15 protein-coding genes are annotated in these 19480 nt (G+C 72.1%); 12 read left to right on the forward strand and 3 right to left on the reverse strand.

Annotation, left to right across the window (positions count from 1 at the left end):
* Positions 1 to 7 precede the first annotated feature (7 nt).
* The 5 genes from ACFVGW_RS30640 to ACFVGW_RS30660 all read left to right on the forward strand — a co-directional run bounded on the left by ACFVGW_RS30640 (position 8) and on the right by ACFVGW_RS30660 (position 5308).
* The gene (locus ACFVGW_RS30640; protein ID WP_385854223.1) at positions 8 to 667 is read left to right on the forward strand and encodes a histidine phosphatase family protein; all 660 of its coding nucleotides are present in this window, start codon (positions 8 to 10) and stop codon (positions 665 to 667) included.
* A 12-nt stretch (positions 668 to 679) separates the two neighbouring features.
* The gene (locus tag ACFVGW_RS30645) at positions 680 to 1591 is read left to right on the forward strand and encodes an ADP-ribosylglycohydrolase family protein (RefSeq protein ID WP_385854224.1); all 912 of its coding nucleotides are present in this window, start codon (positions 680 to 682) and stop codon (positions 1589 to 1591) included.
* Between the two features lie 291 nt (positions 1592 to 1882).
* A complete protein-coding gene (locus tag ACFVGW_RS30650) occupies positions 1883 to 3667 on the forward strand; it encodes a DUF4153 domain-containing protein (protein WP_385854225.1) in 1785 nt (594 codons plus the stop codon).
* A 209-nt stretch (positions 3668 to 3876) separates the two neighbouring features.
* Positions 3877 to 4587: a ribonuclease HII gene (locus ACFVGW_RS30655; RefSeq protein ID WP_383229359.1), complete on the forward strand. Its 711-nt coding sequence runs from the start codon at positions 3877 to 3879 to the stop codon at positions 4585 to 4587.
* Positions 4588 to 4678: 91 nt separating this feature from the next.
* On the forward strand, positions 4679 to 5308 hold the full coding sequence (locus ACFVGW_RS30660) for a hypothetical protein (protein ID WP_385854226.1): 630 nt from the start codon (positions 4679 to 4681) through the stop codon (positions 5306 to 5308).
* An 81-nt stretch (positions 5309 to 5389) separates the two neighbouring features.
* Here the strand turns inward: ACFVGW_RS30660 and ACFVGW_RS30665 are convergent, their stop codons facing one another.
* On the reverse strand, positions 5390 to 6016 hold the full coding sequence (locus ACFVGW_RS30665) for a hypothetical protein (RefSeq protein WP_385854227.1): 627 nt from the start codon (positions 6014 to 6016) through the stop codon (positions 5390 to 5392).
* A gap of 217 nt (positions 6017 to 6233) precedes the next feature.
* Complete coding sequence (locus ACFVGW_RS30670) at positions 6234 to 8417, reverse strand: RecQ family ATP-dependent DNA helicase (RefSeq protein WP_385854228.1); 2184 nt, start codon at positions 8415 to 8417, stop codon at positions 6234 to 6236.
* Between the two features lie 134 nt (positions 8418 to 8551).
* Here ACFVGW_RS30670 and ACFVGW_RS30675 point away from each other — a divergent pair, with 134 nt between their 5' ends.
* The 7 genes from ACFVGW_RS30675 to ACFVGW_RS30705 all read left to right on the forward strand — a co-directional run bounded on the left by ACFVGW_RS30675 (position 8552) and on the right by ACFVGW_RS30705 (position 18832).
* On the forward strand, positions 8552 to 9991 hold the full coding sequence (locus ACFVGW_RS30675; protein WP_385854229.1) for a DUF4192 domain-containing protein: 1440 nt from the start codon (positions 8552 to 8554) through the stop codon (positions 9989 to 9991).
* A gap of 118 nt (positions 9992 to 10109) precedes the next feature.
* Positions 10110 to 12161 carry a glycogen debranching N-terminal domain-containing protein gene (locus ACFVGW_RS30680; protein WP_385854230.1) on the forward strand — a complete coding sequence of 684 codons (2052 nt, stop codon included), beginning with the start codon at positions 10110 to 10112 and terminating at the stop codon, positions 12159 to 12161.
* A 109-nt stretch (positions 12162 to 12270) separates the two neighbouring features.
* A complete protein-coding gene (locus ACFVGW_RS30685; RefSeq protein ID WP_383229365.1) occupies positions 12271 to 13038 on the forward strand; it encodes an NUDIX domain-containing protein in 768 nt (255 codons plus the stop codon).
* Positions 13039 to 13166: 128 nt separating this feature from the next.
* Complete coding sequence (locus ACFVGW_RS30690; protein ID WP_385854231.1) at positions 13167 to 14912, forward strand: ATP-binding cassette domain-containing protein; 1746 nt, start codon at positions 13167 to 13169, stop codon at positions 14910 to 14912.
* A 160-nt stretch (positions 14913 to 15072) separates the two neighbouring features.
* Entirely contained in the window at positions 15073 to 15960 is an 888-nt protein-coding gene (locus tag ACFVGW_RS30695; RefSeq protein ID WP_383229367.1) for a FadR/GntR family transcriptional regulator, read from the forward strand.
* A gap of 374 nt (positions 15961 to 16334) precedes the next feature.
* Positions 16335 to 17882: an RNA polymerase sigma factor gene (locus tag ACFVGW_RS30700; protein WP_352187985.1), complete on the forward strand. Its 1548-nt coding sequence runs from the start codon at positions 16335 to 16337 to the stop codon at positions 17880 to 17882.
* Positions 17883 to 18013: 131 nt separating this feature from the next.
* Positions 18014 to 18832, forward strand: coding sequence for a S1 family serine peptidase (locus tag ACFVGW_RS30705; RefSeq protein ID WP_385854232.1), 819 nt, complete (start codon positions 18014 to 18016; stop codon positions 18830 to 18832).
* Positions 18833 to 18934: 102 nt separating this feature from the next.
* Here ACFVGW_RS30705 and ACFVGW_RS30710 read toward each other — a convergent pair whose 3' ends face one another.
* Entirely contained in the window at positions 18935 to 19165 is a 231-nt protein-coding gene (locus ACFVGW_RS30710) for a hypothetical protein (RefSeq protein ID WP_137992866.1), read from the reverse strand.
* Positions 19166 to 19480 lie beyond the last annotated feature (315 nt).

The following is a 19480-nucleotide window of genomic DNA, read 5'->3' on the forward strand; positions in this document are numbered from 1 at the left end:
TCATGACATGGCACGACCGCGGCGCATCGTCCTCGTACGGCACGGAGAGTCCGAAGGCAACGCCGACGACACGGTGTACGAGCGGGAGCCCGACCACGCGCTCAGACTCACCGACACCGGTCAACTGCAGGCGCGTGAGACGGGGGAGCGGCTACGGGACCTGTTCGGGGAGGAACAGGTCAGCGTGTACGTCTCTCCGTACCGCCGCACCCACCAGACGTTCCGGGCGTTCCGGCTCGACCCCGGACAGGTCCGGGTGAGGGAGGAGCCGCGGCTGAGGGAGCAGGACTGGGGGAACTGGCAGGACCGGGACGACGTACGTCTCCAGAAGGCCTACCGCGACGCGTACGGGCACTTCTTCTACCGCTTCGCACAGGGCGAGTCGGGAGCGGACGTGTACGACCGGGTCGGCGCGTTCCTGGAGAGCCTCTACCGCAGCTTCGAGGCGCCGGACCACCCCCCGAACGTCCTGCTGGTCACCCATGGGCTGACGATGCGGCTGTTCTGCATGCGCTGGTTCCACTGGACCGTCGCCGAGTTCGAGTCCCTGTCCAACCCGGGCAACGGGGAGACGCGGACGCTGCTCCTCGGCGAGGACGGCCGATACAGCCTGGACCGGCCGTTCGAGCACTGGCGTACCCCGGAACCGTACGGCCACACCGGATAGAGTGGTTCAGCGATGACCGCTGACTCCTCTCTCGACCGGCGCTTCGAACGCGCCCTGGCCAGCCTTCGAGGGCTGGCCGTGGGAGACGCCCTGGGCTCCCAGTTCTTCGTCCCCGTCAACTATCCGCTGCTCAAACGACGCGAACTGCCGTCGGGAACGTGGCAGTGGACCGATGACACCGAGATGGCCTGCTCGGTCCTGGCCGTGCTCGCCCGGCACGACCGGATCGACCAGGACGCGCTCGCTCACTCGTTCGCCGAGCATCACGACTTCGACCGGGGCTACGGGCCCGCGGTCAACCGGATGCTCCGACTCATCCGGGAGGGCGGCGACTGGCGTGAACTGGCCGCCGCGCTCTTCAACGGACAGGGGTCCTGGGGCAACGGTGCCGCGATGCGGATCGCCCCGCTCGGCGCCTGGTATGCGGACGACCCGGAGCAGGCGACCCATCAGGCCGAGATCTCCGCGTACACCACGCACCAGCACCGCGAAGCCGTCGTCGGGGCCATGGCCGTGGCGGCCGCCGCCGCGCTCGCGGCGGATCCCGCGGGTCCGCCGAAGCCCACGGACCTGCTGGACGGAGTCGTCGCCCTCGTGCCGCGCAGCGCCGTCGGCGCGGGGCTGCGCCGCGCACGCGACATGCTCGACTACGGCGATGCCGCAACCGTGGCGGCGGTGCTCGGCAGCGGGCGCCGCACCAGCGCCCACGACACCGTCCCGTTCGCACTCTGGTCGGCGGCCCGGGCCCTCGGCGACTACGAGCAGGTGTTCTGGACGACCGCCCAGGTCGGTGGGGACGTCGACACCACCTGCGCCATCGCCGGTGGTGTCGTGGCCTCCAGCACGGCCGGCGCGCCGCCCGCATCCTGGCTGGAGCGGACCGAGGACCTGCCGGAGTGGCTGCCGACGTCTGTCCGTCCCTGAAGTCCGAGGTTTTCCCCGCCCCAGGGTGCGGTCGGCCGGCGCCGGCCGACCGTGCCCCGGGGTTCCGGTCCCTGGCGGCGTGGTCCTGAACGTCGTCCGGCACCCCTGGAACGGGACGTTGAGTGTCACGGTCCTGACACAGCGCCCCCCGGCCGGGTCCGACGGGCCGGACCGGCGTTAGAGTCGGCCACTCCGCAGCGCTGATCATGACGAGAGCGCGCCGACGCGACACCCGGACCGCTCCCTTCCGCCGCCACGGCACCGAACGCGACCGGGTCGGGAGGGGGTCCCGTGTCCGACATACCGTCCGAACCGCCACCGCAGGACAGAGCTGAGGCGAAGCCTGCCGCTGAGCCGCAGAGCTCCGCAGGTACGCCGCCGTCCGGCGCCGTACCGACGGTGAAGCCGCAGCCGCACAGCCCGCCGCAGCCCCAGATCCAGCCGCAGCCACGGCCGCAGCCCCAGGGCCAGCCGCAGCAGGCGCGGGCCGTGGCGGGTGCCGGGGTGCCGGGCGTCAGACCGGCGTACCCCTGGGCGCCACCCGTGCCTCCGAGCGAGCCCTGGCTCAACCGACTGCGCCCCGCGGCCCCGGCCCCGGTGACGGCTCCGACGCTCTGGGCCGTCCTGGCGACCGCCCTGCTCAGCGCCCTGCTCCTGGGCGAGGGCCTCGGGGTCAACCTGATGATCGTGGCCGCTCCCGCGGTCCTCGCGGCCGCGTTCGCCGCGCGGGCGGCCGGCCGCCGACTGCGGCCCTGGACGCTGGTCTGGGCGATCGGCGGTCTCGCCCTCCTCGCCGTACCCGCGCTGCGGGACGCCGGCTGGCCGACCTTCCTCGCGATCGTCACCGCCCTCGGAGTGACGGCCCTGGCCCTGCACGGTGGCCGGAGCTGGCCGAGCGTCCTGCTCGCCCCCGTCGGACTCTTCGACTCCCTCGGCTCCGGTACCGCCTGGCTCTGGCACGGGGTGCGCCACCGGGCCGACGGCTCGCGCGGCCGGTGGGGTCCGGTCGTACGGACCGTCGCGGTGGCCGTCGTCCTGCTCGTCGTCTTCGGCGCGCTGTTCGCCGGCGCCGACGCCGCCTTCGCCGATCTGCTCGGCGCGCTCATCCCCGACATCTCACTGGAGCAGGCGCCCTGGCGGCTCTCCCTCTTCCTGCTCGGACTGTTCGGCGCGATCGCCGTCGCCCGTACCGCCGCCGCACCGCTGCGCTGGGACCGGATGGCCGTCCGCCCCGGCAAGGCTCGGGCCCGCCTGGAGTGGGCGCTGCCCCTCATCGTGCTGAACCTGCTCTTCGCGGCGTTCAACGCGGTCCAACTCGCCGTCCTCTTCGGCGGATACGACAAGGTCCTCCGCGAGACCGACCTGACCTACTCCGAGTACGCCCGGCAGGGCTTCTGGCAGCTCCTCATGGCGACCCTGCTCACCCTCGTGGTGATCGGCCTCGCCCTGCGCTGGGCGCCGCGCTCGGATGCGCGCGACAACACCCTCGTACGCGCCGTCCTGGGTACCCTGTGCCTCCTCACTCTGGTCGTGGTCGCCTCGGCACTGCGCAGAATGGACCTGTACGTGGACGCGTACGGGCTCACGCGGCTGCGGATCTCGGTGGCCGCCATGGAGATGTGGCTGGGTCTGATCATCCTGCTGATCATGGCCGCGGGGATCTTCGGCGCCCGCCTGCTGCCCCGTGCGGTGGCCGTGAGCGCCGCCGCGGGCATGCTCCTTTTCGGACTGGCCTCCCCCGACGCCATCGTCGCCGAACAGAACGTCGAGCGGTTCAGCAGCTCCGGGAAGATCGACGTGCCCTATCTCGCGGGCCTCTCGGCCGATGCCGTACCCGCACTCGACCGGCTCCCCGAGCCGCAGCGCTCCTGCGCGCTCCTCGACATCGAGGAGCGCCTGGGTGAGAACGACGGCAGCTGGTACGCCACCAGCTGGTCGGAGGCGCGGGCGCGCTCGATCCTGGCGGAGCGTGGGATCGACCGCACTCCTGCCGAATGCGGCAGGCCGAGCAGGGAGGACGAGTACGACCCGTACGCGGACGGCGCCTGGTACGGCGATTCGTACGGCTCTCCCTGAACCCGGACGTGACCATCCGTCCGTTTGTACGTGTGGCCCCCTGTTCCGCCCCGCCGCGGGGAGGAACAGGGGCGACGCCCGAGGCGTCGCGATGATCGATCAGAACACGCCGGAGCGGGGTCCCCGAGGGCTTCTTCCGGCCGCTTCGGACATCCGATGGGAATCCGGGTATCGCGGGCGGTCCCGATCGGCGTAATCTGTCTGGCGCCATGCCCTACGAACCACCCACTCACACCGTCGAGCGCTCGCTCCGAGCCACCACCGGCGCCAAGATCATCGCCGGGGTCGATGAGGTCGGACGCGGGGCATGGGCCGGGCCCGTCACCGTCTGCGCGGCCATCACCGGCCTGCGGCGGCCCCCCGAGGGACTCACGGACTCCAAGCTGATCACCCCCAAGCGCCGCACCGCCTTGGCCGCGGAGCTGGAGAAGTGGGTCACCGCCTACGCCCTCGGCGACGCCTCCCCCGAGGAGATCGACGAACTCGGCATGACCGCCGCGCTCCGGCTCGCCGCCGTGCGCGCGCTCGACGCCCTGCCCGTACGCCCCGACGCGGTGATCCTCGACGGCAAGCACGACTACCTCGGCAGCCCGTGGCAGGTCCGTACGGTGATCAAGGGCGACCAGTCCTGCGTCGCCGTGGCGGCGGCCTCGGTCATCGCCAAGGTCCGACGCGACGCGATGATGGCCGAGCTGGAGACCGAGGCGCAGGAGTGTGCGGCGTACGGGTTCGGCGACAACGCGGGCTACCCCTCACCGGTCCACAAGGCCGCCCTGCGAGAGCTGGGGCCCACGGCGTACCACCGCCTCTCCTGGGCGTATCTCGACGCGCTGCCTCAGTGGAGCCACCTCAAGAAGGTCCGGATCTCCGCCGAGGCGGTCGCACTGGAAAGCGGGGGCCAACTCGGCTTCGACTTCTGAACTTCCCGGCAGGCCCATGCCGACAGCCGGGTCGCACGATTGTGCACACCCGCCGGAGCTTCGCGCACCGGCGTTTGATAGACATCCACCCATGCCTCTCATCCCCGAGGAGCCTCAGATTCACGAGAGTGCCCAGGGTCCCCGCGGCACGGCCGCAGGCCACCCCGCGCCGACCCCCCGTCCCGTACCCGGTCCGCGTTCCGCGGCTTCGCCGCGTCCCGGGCGTCCCGGTCCAGGACCGGCTCGCCCCGCGCCGCCGGTACCGCGCCCGCACCCCGGTGCCGGGCAGTCCCCGTCCTCCCGCACGGAGAATCGTTCCGAACAGCGGTCCGGACCGCAGATCCAGCTGATCCCGGCCCCGGTCGACGGCGCGATCGACGCCGCCGAAGAGGCCGTCGATCTGCTCCTGGAGAGCGGCCGTGCCCCCGGCGACATCCTCGTGCTCACCACCGGTGAGCAGCACCCGTGGGCCGCGCACGAGCTGTCCTTCGGCGAGACCGCCTACTGGGCGCAGCAGGACGCCGGCGACGACGTGTTCTTCGCCGACGCCTCCGCCGTGGAGCGTGCCGCGGCCCGGCCCGTCGTCGTCGTGGCGGTCAACGGTCCGAGCGACGAAGTCGCCGCTCGGACGCTGCCCCTGGCGATGGGACGCGCGACCACGCTGCTCATCGTCTGCGGCGACCCGCAGCGCATCAACGCCGTGCTCGGCGCGGGTGTCTGAGCCGGAGAGCCTTCCGCGGTCCTGACCCGGCTGCCCCTCGCGGGCGGCCGGGCCGTGGTCCCGCGCACCGGCGGGTCCCTCTCAGCGGGCCGCGGTCCGGCGCAGCGGTTCGGCGGCACCGCCGGCCGTGCGCGGAGCGAAGATGCCTCGTTCGGAGGCGGTATCACCGAGCGCGTCGGGACGTGAGCCCAGGCTCGGGTGCCGGCCGCCGCGGCCCTCGCCCAGCACCTGCCAACCGCCCCGGGTGAGCGCGATGTACGCACCGCAGCGCAGCCCGTGGAGCGTGCAGGCGTCCCGCAGCCCCCACATCCAGGCGCCGTCCTCCTCCGTCCAACGCTCGTCGCCCTCGCGGCAGTAGAGCAGCACGGCAGTCCGTACCGGCGTACGCCGACGCAGGTCGTGCGGGATCACGCGACGCAGATGGGCCAGGAGCGCGTTACGGAACTCCCAGCCGTCCGCGATGACCGGACGACGCGTGAACGACGCGCTGGCGATGAGCCGTTCCTCGTGGTCGAGCACCGCGACGACCGCCGTCGCGGGCGTCGGCCGATGGCGTGTGTGCAGTCCGCCGACGACCTCACGGGGATTGCGCAGCAGCGGGATTCCGGCGGCCGCCCACTCGGCGGGCTCCAATATCCGAGCGAGGCGGCTGGCGGACTCGGACGAGGCGATCGAGGCGGCTGCGGACGGAGCGAATCCGAAGGTCACGGTCCTCCCTTCGGATACGCGCCCGTTGGGCGGGCAGGGGCGAGTGAGGGCGCACCACGGCACAGTCCTTCCGGACCGCGTACGGGGCCATGCCGGGCGGTTTCCCAATTCTTGCGGGCCCGTGCGCGGGCGGCAACGAGCAATTGAGGCCGCTGACTGGAATGGGTTGGTATGACACTCATATCCCTGCCCAGACACCCACTGTTCACTCCCCGTTTCACGCCTGGACGGCCAATACCAGGGGGTACACCCCCTCGGCACCCGAGCGGCGCAGCAGTCGGGCCGCCACGGCGAGCGTCCAACCACTGTCCGACAGATCGTCAACAAGCAGCAGGGGACCCCCGGCCGAGCCCAGTCGCTCCGCCAGGGCGGGAGGCACCGTCAGAGCCTGGTGCAGCCCGACCACCCGCTGGGCACTGTTGGTCCGGGAGATCCGCAGCTCCTCGGCCTCCGGCGCGTACTCGACAGTCCCCAGCAGCGGCATCCGGCCGATCTCCGCGATCCGCTGCCCGAGCGAGCCGACCAGCTGCGGCCTGCTGCGCGAAGCCACCGTCACCACGCCGACGGGCCGGGCCGGAGCGTCCGGCGCGCCGGACGCCCAACCCCCGGGACCCTTGGCCCAGTCGGCGAGCACCCGAACCACCGCCTGCACGACATCGTCCGGAACCGGACCGTCGGGCGCCCGCTCGGTCAGCAACGGACGCAGCCGGTTCCCCCAGCCGATGTCCGAGAGCCGCCCCAGCGCCCGCCCGCCGAACGACTGCTCGCCCGCGGGGATACGGCCCTTCAGATCGACACCCACCGCCGCGAGTCCGGTCGGCCACATCTTGCGCGGCTCCACCTCCACGCCGGGACGGCCCAGCTCCCCCTTGGCGGCATCGAGCGCCGCGTCACTCACCTTCGGGTCGAACCGGGAGCCCGCGCAGTTGTCGCAGCGGCCGCACGGCGCGGCCTCCTCGTCGTCCAGCTGGCGCCGCAGGAACTCCATCCGGCAGCCCGTCCCCGCCGCGTACTCGCGCATCGCCTGCTGCTCGGCCGCCCGCTGGCGCGCCACCCAGGCATAGCGCTCGGAGTCGTACACCCAGGGCCGACCCGTACTCGTCCAGCCACCCTTCACCCGGTGCACGGCACCGTCCACGTCGAGCACCTTGAGCATCGTCTCCAGCCGGGTCCGCCTCAGCTCCACGAGAGGTTCAAGGGCGGGGAGCGACAGCGGACGGTCCGCCTGCGCCAGGACGTCGAGGGTGCGGCGCACCTGCTCCTCGGGCGGGAAGGCGACCGACGCGAAGTACTGCCAGATCGCCTCGTCCTCCTTGCCCGGCAGCAGCAGCACCTCGGCATGCTCCACACCACGCCCGGCCCGGCCCACCTGCTGGTAGTACGCGATGGGGGAGGACGGCGAACCGAGGTGCACCACGAAACCCAGGTCCGGCTTGTCGAACCCCATGCCCAGAGCCGACGTCGCCACCAGAGCCTTGACCCGGTTGGCCAGCAGGTCCTCCTCGGCCTGCTGCCGGTCCGCGTTCTCGGTGCGGCCGGTGTACGACGAGACCGTGTGGCCGCACTGGCGCAGATATGCGGTGACCTCCTCGGCGGCGGCCACCGTCAGCGTGTAGATGATCCCCGAACCGGGCAACTCGCCGAGGTGATCGGCCAGCCAGGCCAGCCGGTGCGCGGCGTCGGGCAGCCGGACGACACCGAGGCTCAGGCTCTCCCGGTCCAACGGCCCGCGCAGCACCAGTGCGTCGGTCCCCGCGCCCGTACCGAGCTGCTCGGCGACGTCGGCCGTCACCCGCGCGTTGGCCGTGGCCGTGGTGGCGAGCACGGGAACACCCGCCGGCAGCTCGGCCAGCATCGTCCGCAGACGCCGGTAGTCGGGCCGGAAGTCATGACCCCAGTCGGAGATGCAGTGGGCCTCGTCGACCACGAGCAGGCCCGTGGCAGCGGCCAGCCGGGGAAGGACCTCGTCGCGGAAGCCGGGGTTGTTGAGCCGCTCCGGACTGACCAGCAGGACGTCGACCGCGCCCGCCGCCACCTCCTCCTGGACCGTCTCCCACTCCTCCGTGTTCGACGAATTGATCGTGCGGGCGCGGATGCCCGCACGGGCAGCCGCCTCCACCTGGTTGCGCATCAGCGCCAGGAGGGGAGAGACGATCACGGTGGGACCGCTGCCGGCCTCGCGCAGCAGCGAGGTCGCGACGAAATACACCGCGGACTTGCCCCACCCGGTCCGCTGGACGACCAGCGCACGCCGCTTGTCCGCGACAAGCGCCTCGATGGCACGCCACTGGTCCTCACGCAGTCTCGCCGTGCCCGTGGGATCGCCGACAAGGCGGGCGAGTACGGCGTCGGCGGTGGCTCGGAGGGCCGCGCGGTCGGGGAGGCGCTCTGCGTTGGTCATGCCCCCATGCAACCCGATGACTCGGACAATGCGCGAACGCGCCTCGAAACCTGTGGAAAACCTGGTGAGGGCCTCGCTGCCGAGTTATCCACAGGGCTTTCGGAGTCGGCTCTCCTCGCGAGACCGTCGTGACCATGAACACGAACCCGCACGAATTCCGTGGAACGACCGAAACTCAGCAGATCACCCTGCGCGGCCCCGCCGAACTGGCCGACGCCCTGCCCTTCATGCTCGGCTTCCATCCCAGCGACTCCGTCGTCCTCGTCGCCCTCCACGGCGAGCTCGGACGATTCGGCGGCCGGGTCAGGCTCGGCATCCCGCGATCGTCGAAGGAATGGGCCTCGACGGCGGAACAGCTCGCGGAGTGCCTCGTCGACGGCTGCGCCCGCCGTGGCACCCGCCCGGACGGCATCGTCGTCTTCCTCTGCCAGGACCCGGCACCGGGCGAGACGGGCCGGCATGTGATGGAGCGGCTGCGCCCCTTCTCGCAGCGCCTGCGCACCGCCTGCGGCGCACTCGACATTCCCGTCTACGAAGCCCTCTGCATCTCCGACGGCCTGTACTTCTCCTACTGCTGCCCCGACACCCGCTGCTGCCCGCCCGACGGCACACCGATGGCGCTCACCGGAACGTCGGTCATGGCGGCCTCGGCCGCCTACGCCGGAATCCAGGTCCGCGGATCGCTGCGGGACATGGAGGCACGGCTCAAGCCCCGTCCCTCGTGGCCGGGCGAGGAACAGCAGCGCAAGGCGCTCAACGAGGGCTCGACCCTGATCGTCCCCAAGATCTTCGACGGCCCGCCCGGCGTCGGGCGGACCGAAGTCAGGGAGGCGACGCTCAAGCTCGCCCGGGACGTGCTCCGGCGGTTCGACATCCCGTCCGGCGGGGCCGACACCACGGCGAGCACACCCGTGACGAGCCCCGGGCGCCGCGACGGGACGGCCGAGCAGGATGCGGCGGACGACGCGTCGATCGGGGCCCACGAGGCCGCGGCCCTGATCCTCGGCCTTCAGGACCGGGACACGCGGGACCAGGCCGCCGAGTGGATGGAGGGCCGCGAGGGCGCCTCTGCCCTGCGCCTGTGGCGCGCGCTGGCCCGGCGCTGCGTCGCCCCCTTCGACGAGCACGCTGCGGCCCCGCTCACCCTCGCCGGCTGGGTGGCCTGGTCCACCGGGGACGAACCGGCGGCCCGCGCCGCGCTGGGCCTCGCGCTGGACGCCGACCCCGAGTACGTCTTCGCCCGACTGCTGCACCAGGCCTGCAACGAGGGGCTCGACCCCGAGTCGCTGCGCAGCTGCCTGAGGCACGAGCGGGGATCGCGGGCGGCCGCTGCCGTGGAGGCCCGCGTCGAGGCCCGGCCGATCGGCTCCCAGGACGCCCTCGCGTCGACGGCCGAGGTGGAACGGGCGGAGGGGACCGTCGAGCGGCCCAAGCCGGTGCGGGTGGCCAAGCCGGCCAAGCCCGTCAGGCAGGCCCGGAGGGGCGCCGGAACCCGTCCCGGCAAGACCTCGCCCAGGCCGCCGCGGGATGCGGCGGCACGGCGCGGCGGACGGCGCGGGACGAGGAGGAGGTGATGACGCCCGTGACCCGGCCACCCACAGCGGCGTTCACGTCAGTGGCGGAGCCCGACGACCCGTGCCGCCGACCCCTCATCGGCAGTCCGGACCGCACAGAGAGCACCGCACACCACCCATGGCCACCCGTCCCGCCCCAGCCCCCGGACTCCCGGCCGCACAAGCACCCGCCACCAGCCTCAGGCCGCCCGGAGGCGTACGGCCGCCGGAGCTTCCGTCGGTGCACGACGCCTTCCTCTGCGTCGCCCTGCCGGCCCTCGCTGTCTCCTCCGAGCACGGACAACTCACCGGACACGGTCTCGAAGGGGTCTACGCCTCCGGACGACGCCTCCTCTCCCGCTGCGTGCTGCGGGTGGCGGGCCGTGAGCCCCTCGCACTCTCGGGCCGCCAGGACGCCGCGGACCGTGCCGTCTTCCTCTCCGTGGTCCGAACGGCGGGAGACTCCGGGCCCGACCCCGGGCTCACCGTCGAGCGCTCGCGGAGCGCGGACGGAACCGAGCGGATCACGCTGCGCAGCTTCGCCGCCAGGCCGCTCAGGCTCCCGGTGGAAATCTCTCTGGGGACGGATCTCGCGGATCTGGGTGCCGTCGCGGCCGGGAGGGCGGGAGCCGACATCGTCGCGAGCGTCCACGGCACGGGGATGCGCTGGACCGCCGCCGACGGCCGGTGCGCCTCCGTCAGCGCCGACCCGCCGCCGACGGACGCCCTGGCGGCTGCGGGACTCCTGCGCTGGGAGGTCGACCTCGCTCCCGGATCCGCCCGGACCATCGAGCTCAGAGTGCGGGGCGACCGCCCCCACGGACTGCCCGGTCCCACCGGGCCGGGTACCGGCCGCCCCGGTGGCGTCGGGCTCGCGGAGGTCCACGCGGAAGGGGACGACCCCCGGATCGGCGAGCTGCTGCGGGTCGCCGTCGACGACCTGCGGGCGCTCCTCCAGCGCGACCCGGATCACCCGGCCGACGTCCATCTTGCCGCCGGGGTGCCGTGGCGCTGCGGACCGGTCACCGCCGAGGCGCTCTGGGCCGCACGGATGGCGCTCCCCCTCGGGACTCGGCTCGCCGTCACGACGCTCCGGGCCCTGGCCCGGACCCAGCTCGACGGACCCGGGCCGGCGGGTGGGCGCATTCCCGGCCCGCTCAGAGACGCGGGCCCCTTCCTCCCGCCTCGCTGTACGGGAATCGAGGCCACCCTCGCCTTTCCCACGGTCCTCGCGGAGGCCAGACGCTGGGGCCTGCCCGAGCAGGACCTCGCGGAACTCCTCCCCGTCGCGGAGAGGTGCCTGGGCTGGCTCCGTACCGCGGCCGACCCGCACGGGTTCGTCCCGGACCCGGGGCCCGCCGGGCCGCGGCGGGCCGAGACACAGGCCCACGCCCACCGCGCGGCCGTTCTCGGCGCCGACCTGCTCGACGCCTGCGGCCGACCCGGGGGAGACGGCTGGCGGGACTGGGCCCGCACGCTGCGCGAGCGGTTCCGGGATGAGTTCTGGATCGACGACCGGTCAGGGGGCAGGCCCGCCGCGGCCCTGGCGCCGGGCGGCCGGCCGTGGACACAGCTCGGCGGCTGGGCGGCGCACCTCCTCGACACCGGGCTTCTGGGCGGTGGGCGGTACGCACCCGGCCTGCTGGACGGGTCCGCGACGGACCAGCTGGCCCGGCTGCTGGGCACCCCTGCGCTGGACTCGGGCTGGGGCCTGCGCAGCCTCGGAACCAAGGAGCCGGGCCACAACCCGTTCGGTCACCGGGCGGGAGCGGTCAGGGTCCACGAGACGGTGGTGGCGGTGGCTGGTCTCGCCGCGGAGGGATACGAGAAAGAGGCGGCGTCGTTGCTGAAGGGCACCCTCGACGCGGCGGAGGCCTTCGGCTACCGGCTGCCGGAGATGTACGCGGGCAGTGTGCGGACGGCGGGCGCGGTCCCGGTTCCGCATCCGGCGGCCTGTCGGCCCGCCGCGGTCGCCGCCGCCGGCGCCGTCCACCTCATGACGGCCCTCGTGGGGATCCGGCCCGACGCACCGGGGGGCACGGTCGCCCTCCACCCCGTCCGGTCGGCGCCGCTCGGCGCGGTCCGCCTGTCGGACGTCCGGGTCGCCGGTGAGCCGTTCTCCGCGCGGGTGAGCCGGCTCGGTCTCGGCATGGTCGAGGAGGCCGCAGACGGCCTCCAGCTGGGGGTCTGATCGGATGCCGCTCGACATGGCGCGGGACGCCGCGGGGAACCGCGAAGAAGTCGTCGTCGATGCACGGCAGGGGCGTGTTTATCGTCAGGAAGACGACTATGATCACGGCATGCCTCCCTACGACCCGTCGGCCTTCCCACCCTTCGCCGTCACCGTCGATCTGGTCGTACTCACCGTGCGGCGCCACGCGCTGTGCGCCCTCATGGTGAGACGAGGGGAAACACCGTTCCAGGGCAGGTGGGCGCTGCCCGGCGGCTTCGTCCGGGCCGACGAGGACCTCGGTGCGGCGGCCGCGCGTGAGCTGGTGGAGGAGACGGGGCTCTGCGTCCACGACCCGGGCACCCCGGCGCCCATGCCCGGCAATGGTGCCCACCTGGAGCAGCTGGCCACCTACGGTGACCCGCAGCGCGACCCCCGGATGCGGGTGGTCAGCGTCGCTCATCTGGCTCTCGCGCCGGATCTGCCCGCCCCACGCGCCGGCGGCGACGCGAACAGTGCCCGCTGGGCACCGGTGGAGGAGGTGCTCGGCAAGGACGGTGCGGCCGAGCGCGAGGAGCAGGCCGAGCCGCTCGCCTTCGACCACGCGAAGATCCTGGCCGACGGTGTGGAACGGGCCCGATCGAAGATCGAGTACTCCTCGCTGGCGACGGCGTTCTGTCCGCCGGAGTTCACGGTCGGCGAGCTCCGCAGGGTCTACGAGGCGGTGTGGGGCGTGGCACTCGACCCGCGCAACTTCCACCGGAAGGTGACCGGCACACCTGGGTTCCTGGTTCCGGCGGGTGGGACGACGACCCGTCAGGGAGGGCGCCCCGCACAGCTGTTCCGCGCGGGCGGCGCAACGCTGCTCAACCCGCCCATGCTCCGTCCTGAAGTCTGACCGCGTCGATCCGGCCCGACCCCGGCGACCCGGGGTCCCAACCATGCACCAAAAGTCCGAAATGTAGCGTTATCTTGCTGGGATAGCCGCCCTGCCGCGGAGCGGTCTCACCTACCGCGAGAGAAGCGATGCTCCAGGCCATCGGACTCACCAGCAGCCCCCGCCGTGACCTCCCGCCCGCCGTGGACGATCTCACCTTCGAGGCACGCCCGGGTCAGGTCACCGCCCTTCTCGGCCCCGCCGGATCCGGCAAGACCACGGCCCTGCGGCTGATGCTCGAACTCGAGCCGGGGCGAGGCGTCACCTACTTCCGCGGTCGCCCGCTGCAGCGCATCGCGCACCCCGCCGGTGAGGTCGGAGTGCTCTTCGGGGACGTTCCCGGACACCCTTCGCGGACGCTGCGCAGTCAGCTGCGGATGCTGTGCGCCGCGGCCGGTGTCCCGGCTTCCAGGGCCGACGACATGCTCGAGTTCGTGGGGCTCACGGGCCTCCATGACCAGCGCATCGGCAGACTGGCCCGTGGCATGGATCGCCGACTCGGTCTCGCATCCGCGCTGTTGGGCGACCCCCACACGCTGTTGCTCGACGAGCCGGGTGCCGGACTCTCCGCCCGCGAGAAGGCGTGGCTGCACCACCTCCTGCGGGCTCATGCCGCCGACGGAGGCACCGTCCTCTACACCACCACGGATCCCAAGGGCGCGGCCCGCAACGCCGACCGGGTCGTCACGCTCGACAAGGGCCGGCTCGTCGCGGCACAGGACGCGGCCGACTTCGCCCGTACCCGCCTGCGCCCACGCGTGGCCGTGAGGACCCCCCACGCGGCGCGGCTCGCCGCCGCGGTCGCCCAGGAGGCGCGCGCGGCCCGCCGTACCGTCGAAGTGATCGCCGAACGGGGAAACCGCCTCTCCGTCTACGGCAGCGACTGCGCCGCGATCGGTGAGACGGCCTTCCGGCACGGAGTTCTCATCCACCAACTGGCCGACGAGGTGGGAGACACCGCCCCGCCGGGCCCGCGGGACCTCGCCGGGCCTGCCCCGGAGTCCGCAGAGCGCCGAACCGTGGCCTCCTCCGAGCCCGGACCCTCGAAGGCCCGGCGGCCGGCGCGTTCGCCACTGAGACCGCTGCGGTACGAGATTCGCCGACTGCTCGGGGTGCCGGCGACTCCGCTCGTCGCGGCGGCCGTCCTCGTCGCCTCCGTGGTGATCTCGGTGCTTCTCGCACGCAGCGGCCGGACACCTCTGCCCACGGTGCTCGCCGGATGGCCCGCGGTCTCACCGCTGCCGCCCGCCGCACTGGGCGCCGGACTGCTCGGAGCCTTCTCGTTCGGCGACGAGTACCGCTACCCGGCACTCACCACGGGGCGCGGCGTCGTTCCGCGCAGGCTCGGGCTGCTGCTCGCCAAGCTGACGGTCGCGGCCGCCGTGGCCCTGGTCCTCGCCGTGCTCGTCGTGGTGGCCGATCTGGAGGCGCTCCGCCTCGTCTACGGCGGAGAGTTGATTCCCGTACCCGAAAACTGGCCCACACTCTGTGCGAGTTGGCTGGGTCTGATCGTCGGCTGCGCCTGGGCGGGGGTGCTCGGGGCGGGCGTCTTCCGCGTCGCCACGGCGGGAGTGGCAGCGGTGCTCTCGGTGCCTGTCGTCGTGGCCCCTCTGCTGCGGCTGGTCAGCTGGGGGCCGACGGGCCGGTCGATCGCCGGACTCCCGGGTCGGCTGCGGGAATTCGCCAGCGTGCAGTGGCCGCCGGCGGCCGACCGCTGGCTGCTGGGTGCGCTGCGCGTCGTGGCGCAGCCCGTGGGGGTGGCGCTGGCCGTCGCGTTGACCGCTCTGCTCTGCGCGTATCTGATCACCGGCCTTCATCGCAGAGCGCGTTGGTGATCACTCCAAGATCGGAACTTTCCGTTTCCCCGGTAACTCTCTTGAAAATGCCCGCTTATGTCCGATTAATCGTCAATTGTGTAGCGGGTGCCGATCACCCTTTCGTGTGCTTTTCACCAAAGACCTCAAGGGCCACCGGGGCAACGCCGACAAAGGATGCGTGAGTACCCTTGCGCACACCATGATGACCGCCGCCCGCCCCGTCGACTCCGGCCTCGGCGCCCCGGGCGACCTCGATCGCTACCCGTACGCGGAGGCGCCCGTCTCCGAGCGCGTGGGCCCGCCCTCCTGGGAGGGGGTGGAGACGGACCTCGGCCGGGTCGGGCGTCGCAGCGCCGGCAGCCGCGGCCGAGGGCTGCACGGCCAGCTCGTCCAGCAGCTGGGGCAGATGATCGTCTCCGGCGACCTCGGCGCCGACCGCCCGCTCGTCCCGGAGGAGATCGGCCAGCGCTTCGAGGTCTCCCGCACCGTCGTGCGCGAGTCGCTGCGCGTGCTGGAGGCCAAGGGGCTGGTCAGCGCCCGTCCCAACGTCGGCACCCGGGTCAGGCCCGTCAGCGATTGGAATCTGCTCGACCCGGACATCATCGAGTGGCGCGCCTTCGGGCCGCAGCGCGACGACCAGCGCCGCGAGCTGAACGAGCTGCGCTGGACGATCGAGCCCCTCGCCGCCCGGCTCGCCGCAGGCCACGGCCGCGAGGACGTCCAGCAGCGGCTGTCCGACATGGTCGAGATCATGGGCCACGCCTACGCCCAGGGTGACGGCATCACCTTCACCCGGGCCGACGCCGAGTTCCACTCCCTGCTGATCCAGCTCGCCGGCAACCGCATGCTGGAGCACCTCTCCGGCATCGTCGCCGCCGCCCTGCAGGTCTCCGGCGGCCCGGTCACCGGCTGTGACCGCCCCGGCGAGTCCTGCCTGGCGCACCACGCACGTATCGTCGACTGCCTCGCGGCCGGCGACGCCCAGGGGGCCGAGGCGGCCATGCGCCAGCTGCTCACGGCCCACCCGGAGGTGGAGCGCGTCGTGCCCGCTCCGCGCGAGCACTGACCCCGGCCGTGGCCGGGTGGGCGGAAGTGCGCGCATCGCGTGTCGCCGGACCCGCGCGGAACCCGGGGATCATGGCGTGATCCCCGGGGCCGCGGGGGTTCCGGCGGCGCGAATGCGCCACGAACACCCGTTCTGACCGATTAGTCGCACATGGGGTGTGACTCGGGCCACGCGGATTGGGCGTAACACTCTTCGAAGTCGTGCGATGACCTAAGAGGTGACAGCCGAGGAAGGAATACAGCAGCCGTGTCAGGCGCTGTGCAGTTCCCCGGTCCAGCCCGCGCCGTCGGCACATTCCCCGTCGACGGTCGTCGGCTCCGGCCCGAACATGGGCGGGGCCGGAAGCCGTTTTCCATCGTTCCGAGAGGTTGTTCGTGTCGGCCAGCACATCCCGTACGCTCCCGCCGGAGATCGCCGAGTCCGAGTCTGTGATGGCGCTCATCGAGCGGGGAAAGGCTGATGGGCAGATCGCCGGCGATGACGTGCGTCGGGCCTTCGAGGCTGACCAGATTCCGCCAACCCAGTGGAAGAATGTTCTGCGCAGCCTCAACCAGATCCTCGAGGAAGAGGGTGTGACGCTGATGGTCAGTGCAGCGGAGTCGCCGAAGCGCGCCCGCAAGAGCGTCGCAGCGAAGAGCCCGGCCAAGCGCACCGCCACCAAGACCGTCACCGCCAAGACGACCGTGACGAAGACCGTCTCGGCCGCCGCGGCGGCTCCGGCGGCAGAGAGCGCGGACCCGGCCGACGAGGCCGGAACCCCGGCCAAGAAGGCGGCCGCGAAGAAGACCGCGGCCAAGAAGACGGTGGCCAAGAAGACGGCCGCCAAGAAGACGACGGCCAAGAAGACGGCCTCCAAGAAGGACGCCGACGAGGTCGTCGAGGGCGAGGAGCTCCTCGAGGACGTCGCGCCCGGCAAGGGTGAGGACGAGGAGGCCGAGGGCGAGAACAAGGGCTTCGTCCTGTCCGACGAGGACGAGGACGACGCTCCGGCGCAGCAGGTCGCCGTCGCCGGCGCCACCGCCGACCCGGTCAAGGACTACCTGAAGCAGATCGGCAAGGTCCCGCTGCTCAACGCCGAGCAGGAGGTCGAGCTCGCCAAGCGCATCGAGGCCGGTCTGTTCGCCGAGGACAAGCTGGCCAACTCCGACAAGCTGGCGCCCAAGCTCAAGCGCGAGCTGGAGATCATCGCCGAGGACGGCCGCCGCGCCAAGAACCACCTGCTGGAGGCCAACCTCCGACTGGTCGTCTCGCTGGCCAAGCGCTACACCGGCCGCGGCATGCTCTTCCTGGACCTGATCCAGGAAGGCAACCTGGGTCTGATCCGCGCGGTCGAGAAGTTCGACTACACCAAGGGCTACAAGTTCTCCACGTACGCCACCTGGTGGATCCGTCAGGCGATCACCCGCGCCATGGCCGACCAGGCCCGCACCATCCGTATCCCGGTGCACATGGTCGAGGTCATCAACAAGCTGGCGCGCGTCCAGCGCCAGATGCTCCAGGACCTGGGCCGCGAGCCCACCCCGGAGGAGCTGGCCAAGGAACTCGACATGACCCCGGAAAAGGTCATCGAGGTCCAGAAGTACGGCCGTGAGCCGATCTCCCTCCACACCCCGCTGGGTGAGGACGGAGACAGCGAGTTCGGTGACCTGATCGAGGACTCCGAGGCGGTCGTCCCGGCCGACGCGGTCAGCTTCACGCTCCTCCAGGAGCAGCTGCACTCCGTCCTCGACACGCTCTCCGAGCGTGAGGCGGGCGTGGTCTCCATGCGCTTCGGCCTCACCGACGGCCAGCCGAAGACGCTGGACGAGATCGGCAAGGTCTACGGCGTGACGCGTGAGCGCATCCGCCAGATCGAGTCGAAGACCATGTCGAAGCTGCGCCACCCGTCCCGTTCGCAGGTGCTGCGCGACTACCTCGACTGATCCGAGTCGTACGAGCCGAAGGGCCCGGTTCCCCGAGAGGGGGCCGGGCCCTTCGGCCTTGCGAGGGTGCACTGTGCGGGTCTCTGCACGACGCTGGGTTAACCGACATCATCGGAGAGTCAGGAGGCTCTATGCGTCGCCCCATCGCCCGAGCAGTCACCGCTGCGCTGGGCCTGATCTCGACGGCGGCCGGTCCGTTCGCGGCCGCCGCTCCCGCGGCCGCCGACAGTGTCGTGGTGGGCGGGCAGCCCGCCCAGATCGCGGACGCTCCCTGGGCCGTGGCCCTCTCCAGCCGTGACCGGTTCGGAGGTACGCGGGCGGGCCAGTTCTGCGGGGGAGCGGTCGTGGCGCCCACGCGGGTGCTGACCGCGGCCCACTGCCTCGGCCGGGACGTCCTGGGCGGCGAGCCCTGGGAGCTCGCCGACTTCAAGGTCATCGCGGGCCGGAGCGCCCTCAGCGGCACGGGCGGGCGGGAAGTCCGTGTCACCGGCACCTGGATCAGTCCGGACTACGACCCGACGGCCAACGCCAACGACCTGGCCGTACTGACGCTGGCGAGCCCGCTGCCCGATTCGTACGTGATCACACCGGCCCGTGCCGGTGACCCGGCCGAGGCGCCGGGGACGGCCGCGGACGTGTACGGGTGGGGGGACACCACGGGGAACGGGACCTACGCCTCCGCGCTGCGTGCGGCGCGTGTCCAGGTCCTGCCCGACGCCGCGTGCGAGCGGGCCTACCCCAGTGGCTTCGGGACCGCGTACCGCGCCGACACGATGCTGTGCGCGGGCGACCCGCACGGCGGCAAGGACGCCTGCCAGGGGGACAGTGGCGGGCCGCTGGTGGCCGGTGGGCGGCTCATCGGTCTGGTGTCCTGGGGCAGCGGCTGCGGGCAGGCCGAGAATCCGGGTGTCTACACCCGCGTCTCGACCGTGCTGCCGGCGAACTTCTGAGCCTCGGGCGCGAGAACGGGCGGCCACCCCCCTTGGTCGTGGGAGTGGCCGCCCGTCGTCCGGTCAGCGACCGGCCCATGGCTCGTCGTGTAATGCGAGGCGTCAGCGGTCCTCGTCTACTGCCTTGGCCGGCACGTCGGTGAGCCGGTCAGTCTCATCCTGTATTTCCGCGGCGATCTTCTTGAGTTCCGGCTCGAACTTGCGCCCGTGGTGGGCACAGAAGAGCAAGTCACCACCGCTGGTCAGGACGACGCGCAGGTACGCCTGGGCGCCGCAGCGGTCGCAGCGGTCAGCGGCCGTCAGGGGGCTCGCGGGGGTCAGAACAGTAGTCACGTCGCCTCTTCTCTAGCTCGACGAGCTGTCGTACCAGGGTCAACATCCAACCAGGCCGAAAACGTTCCCGCTCGTGGCTTTTCCTCGAAACTTCTTCCCGAGGTGGCTGCTGCTGCCGGTTGGCGGCGAATGAGCCGTATTGCGTCGCTCTACGGATTTCGCATTGCTTGTCTCGGTTTCGTCCTCCCGGCTGGGTTGCCGGTTGTTCATGAGGACGTGCCCGGAGCCTAAATGGTTCATGCGCGGAAGGGAACGTGATGTTCACGTCACCCGATCGAGGGATCGAACACCCATGCGACTCTGCACTAGCATGAG

This window comes from Streptomyces sp. NPDC127129, from assembly GCF_042671585.1.
GTDB lineage: Bacteria > Actinomycetota > Actinomycetes > Streptomycetales > Streptomycetaceae > Streptomyces.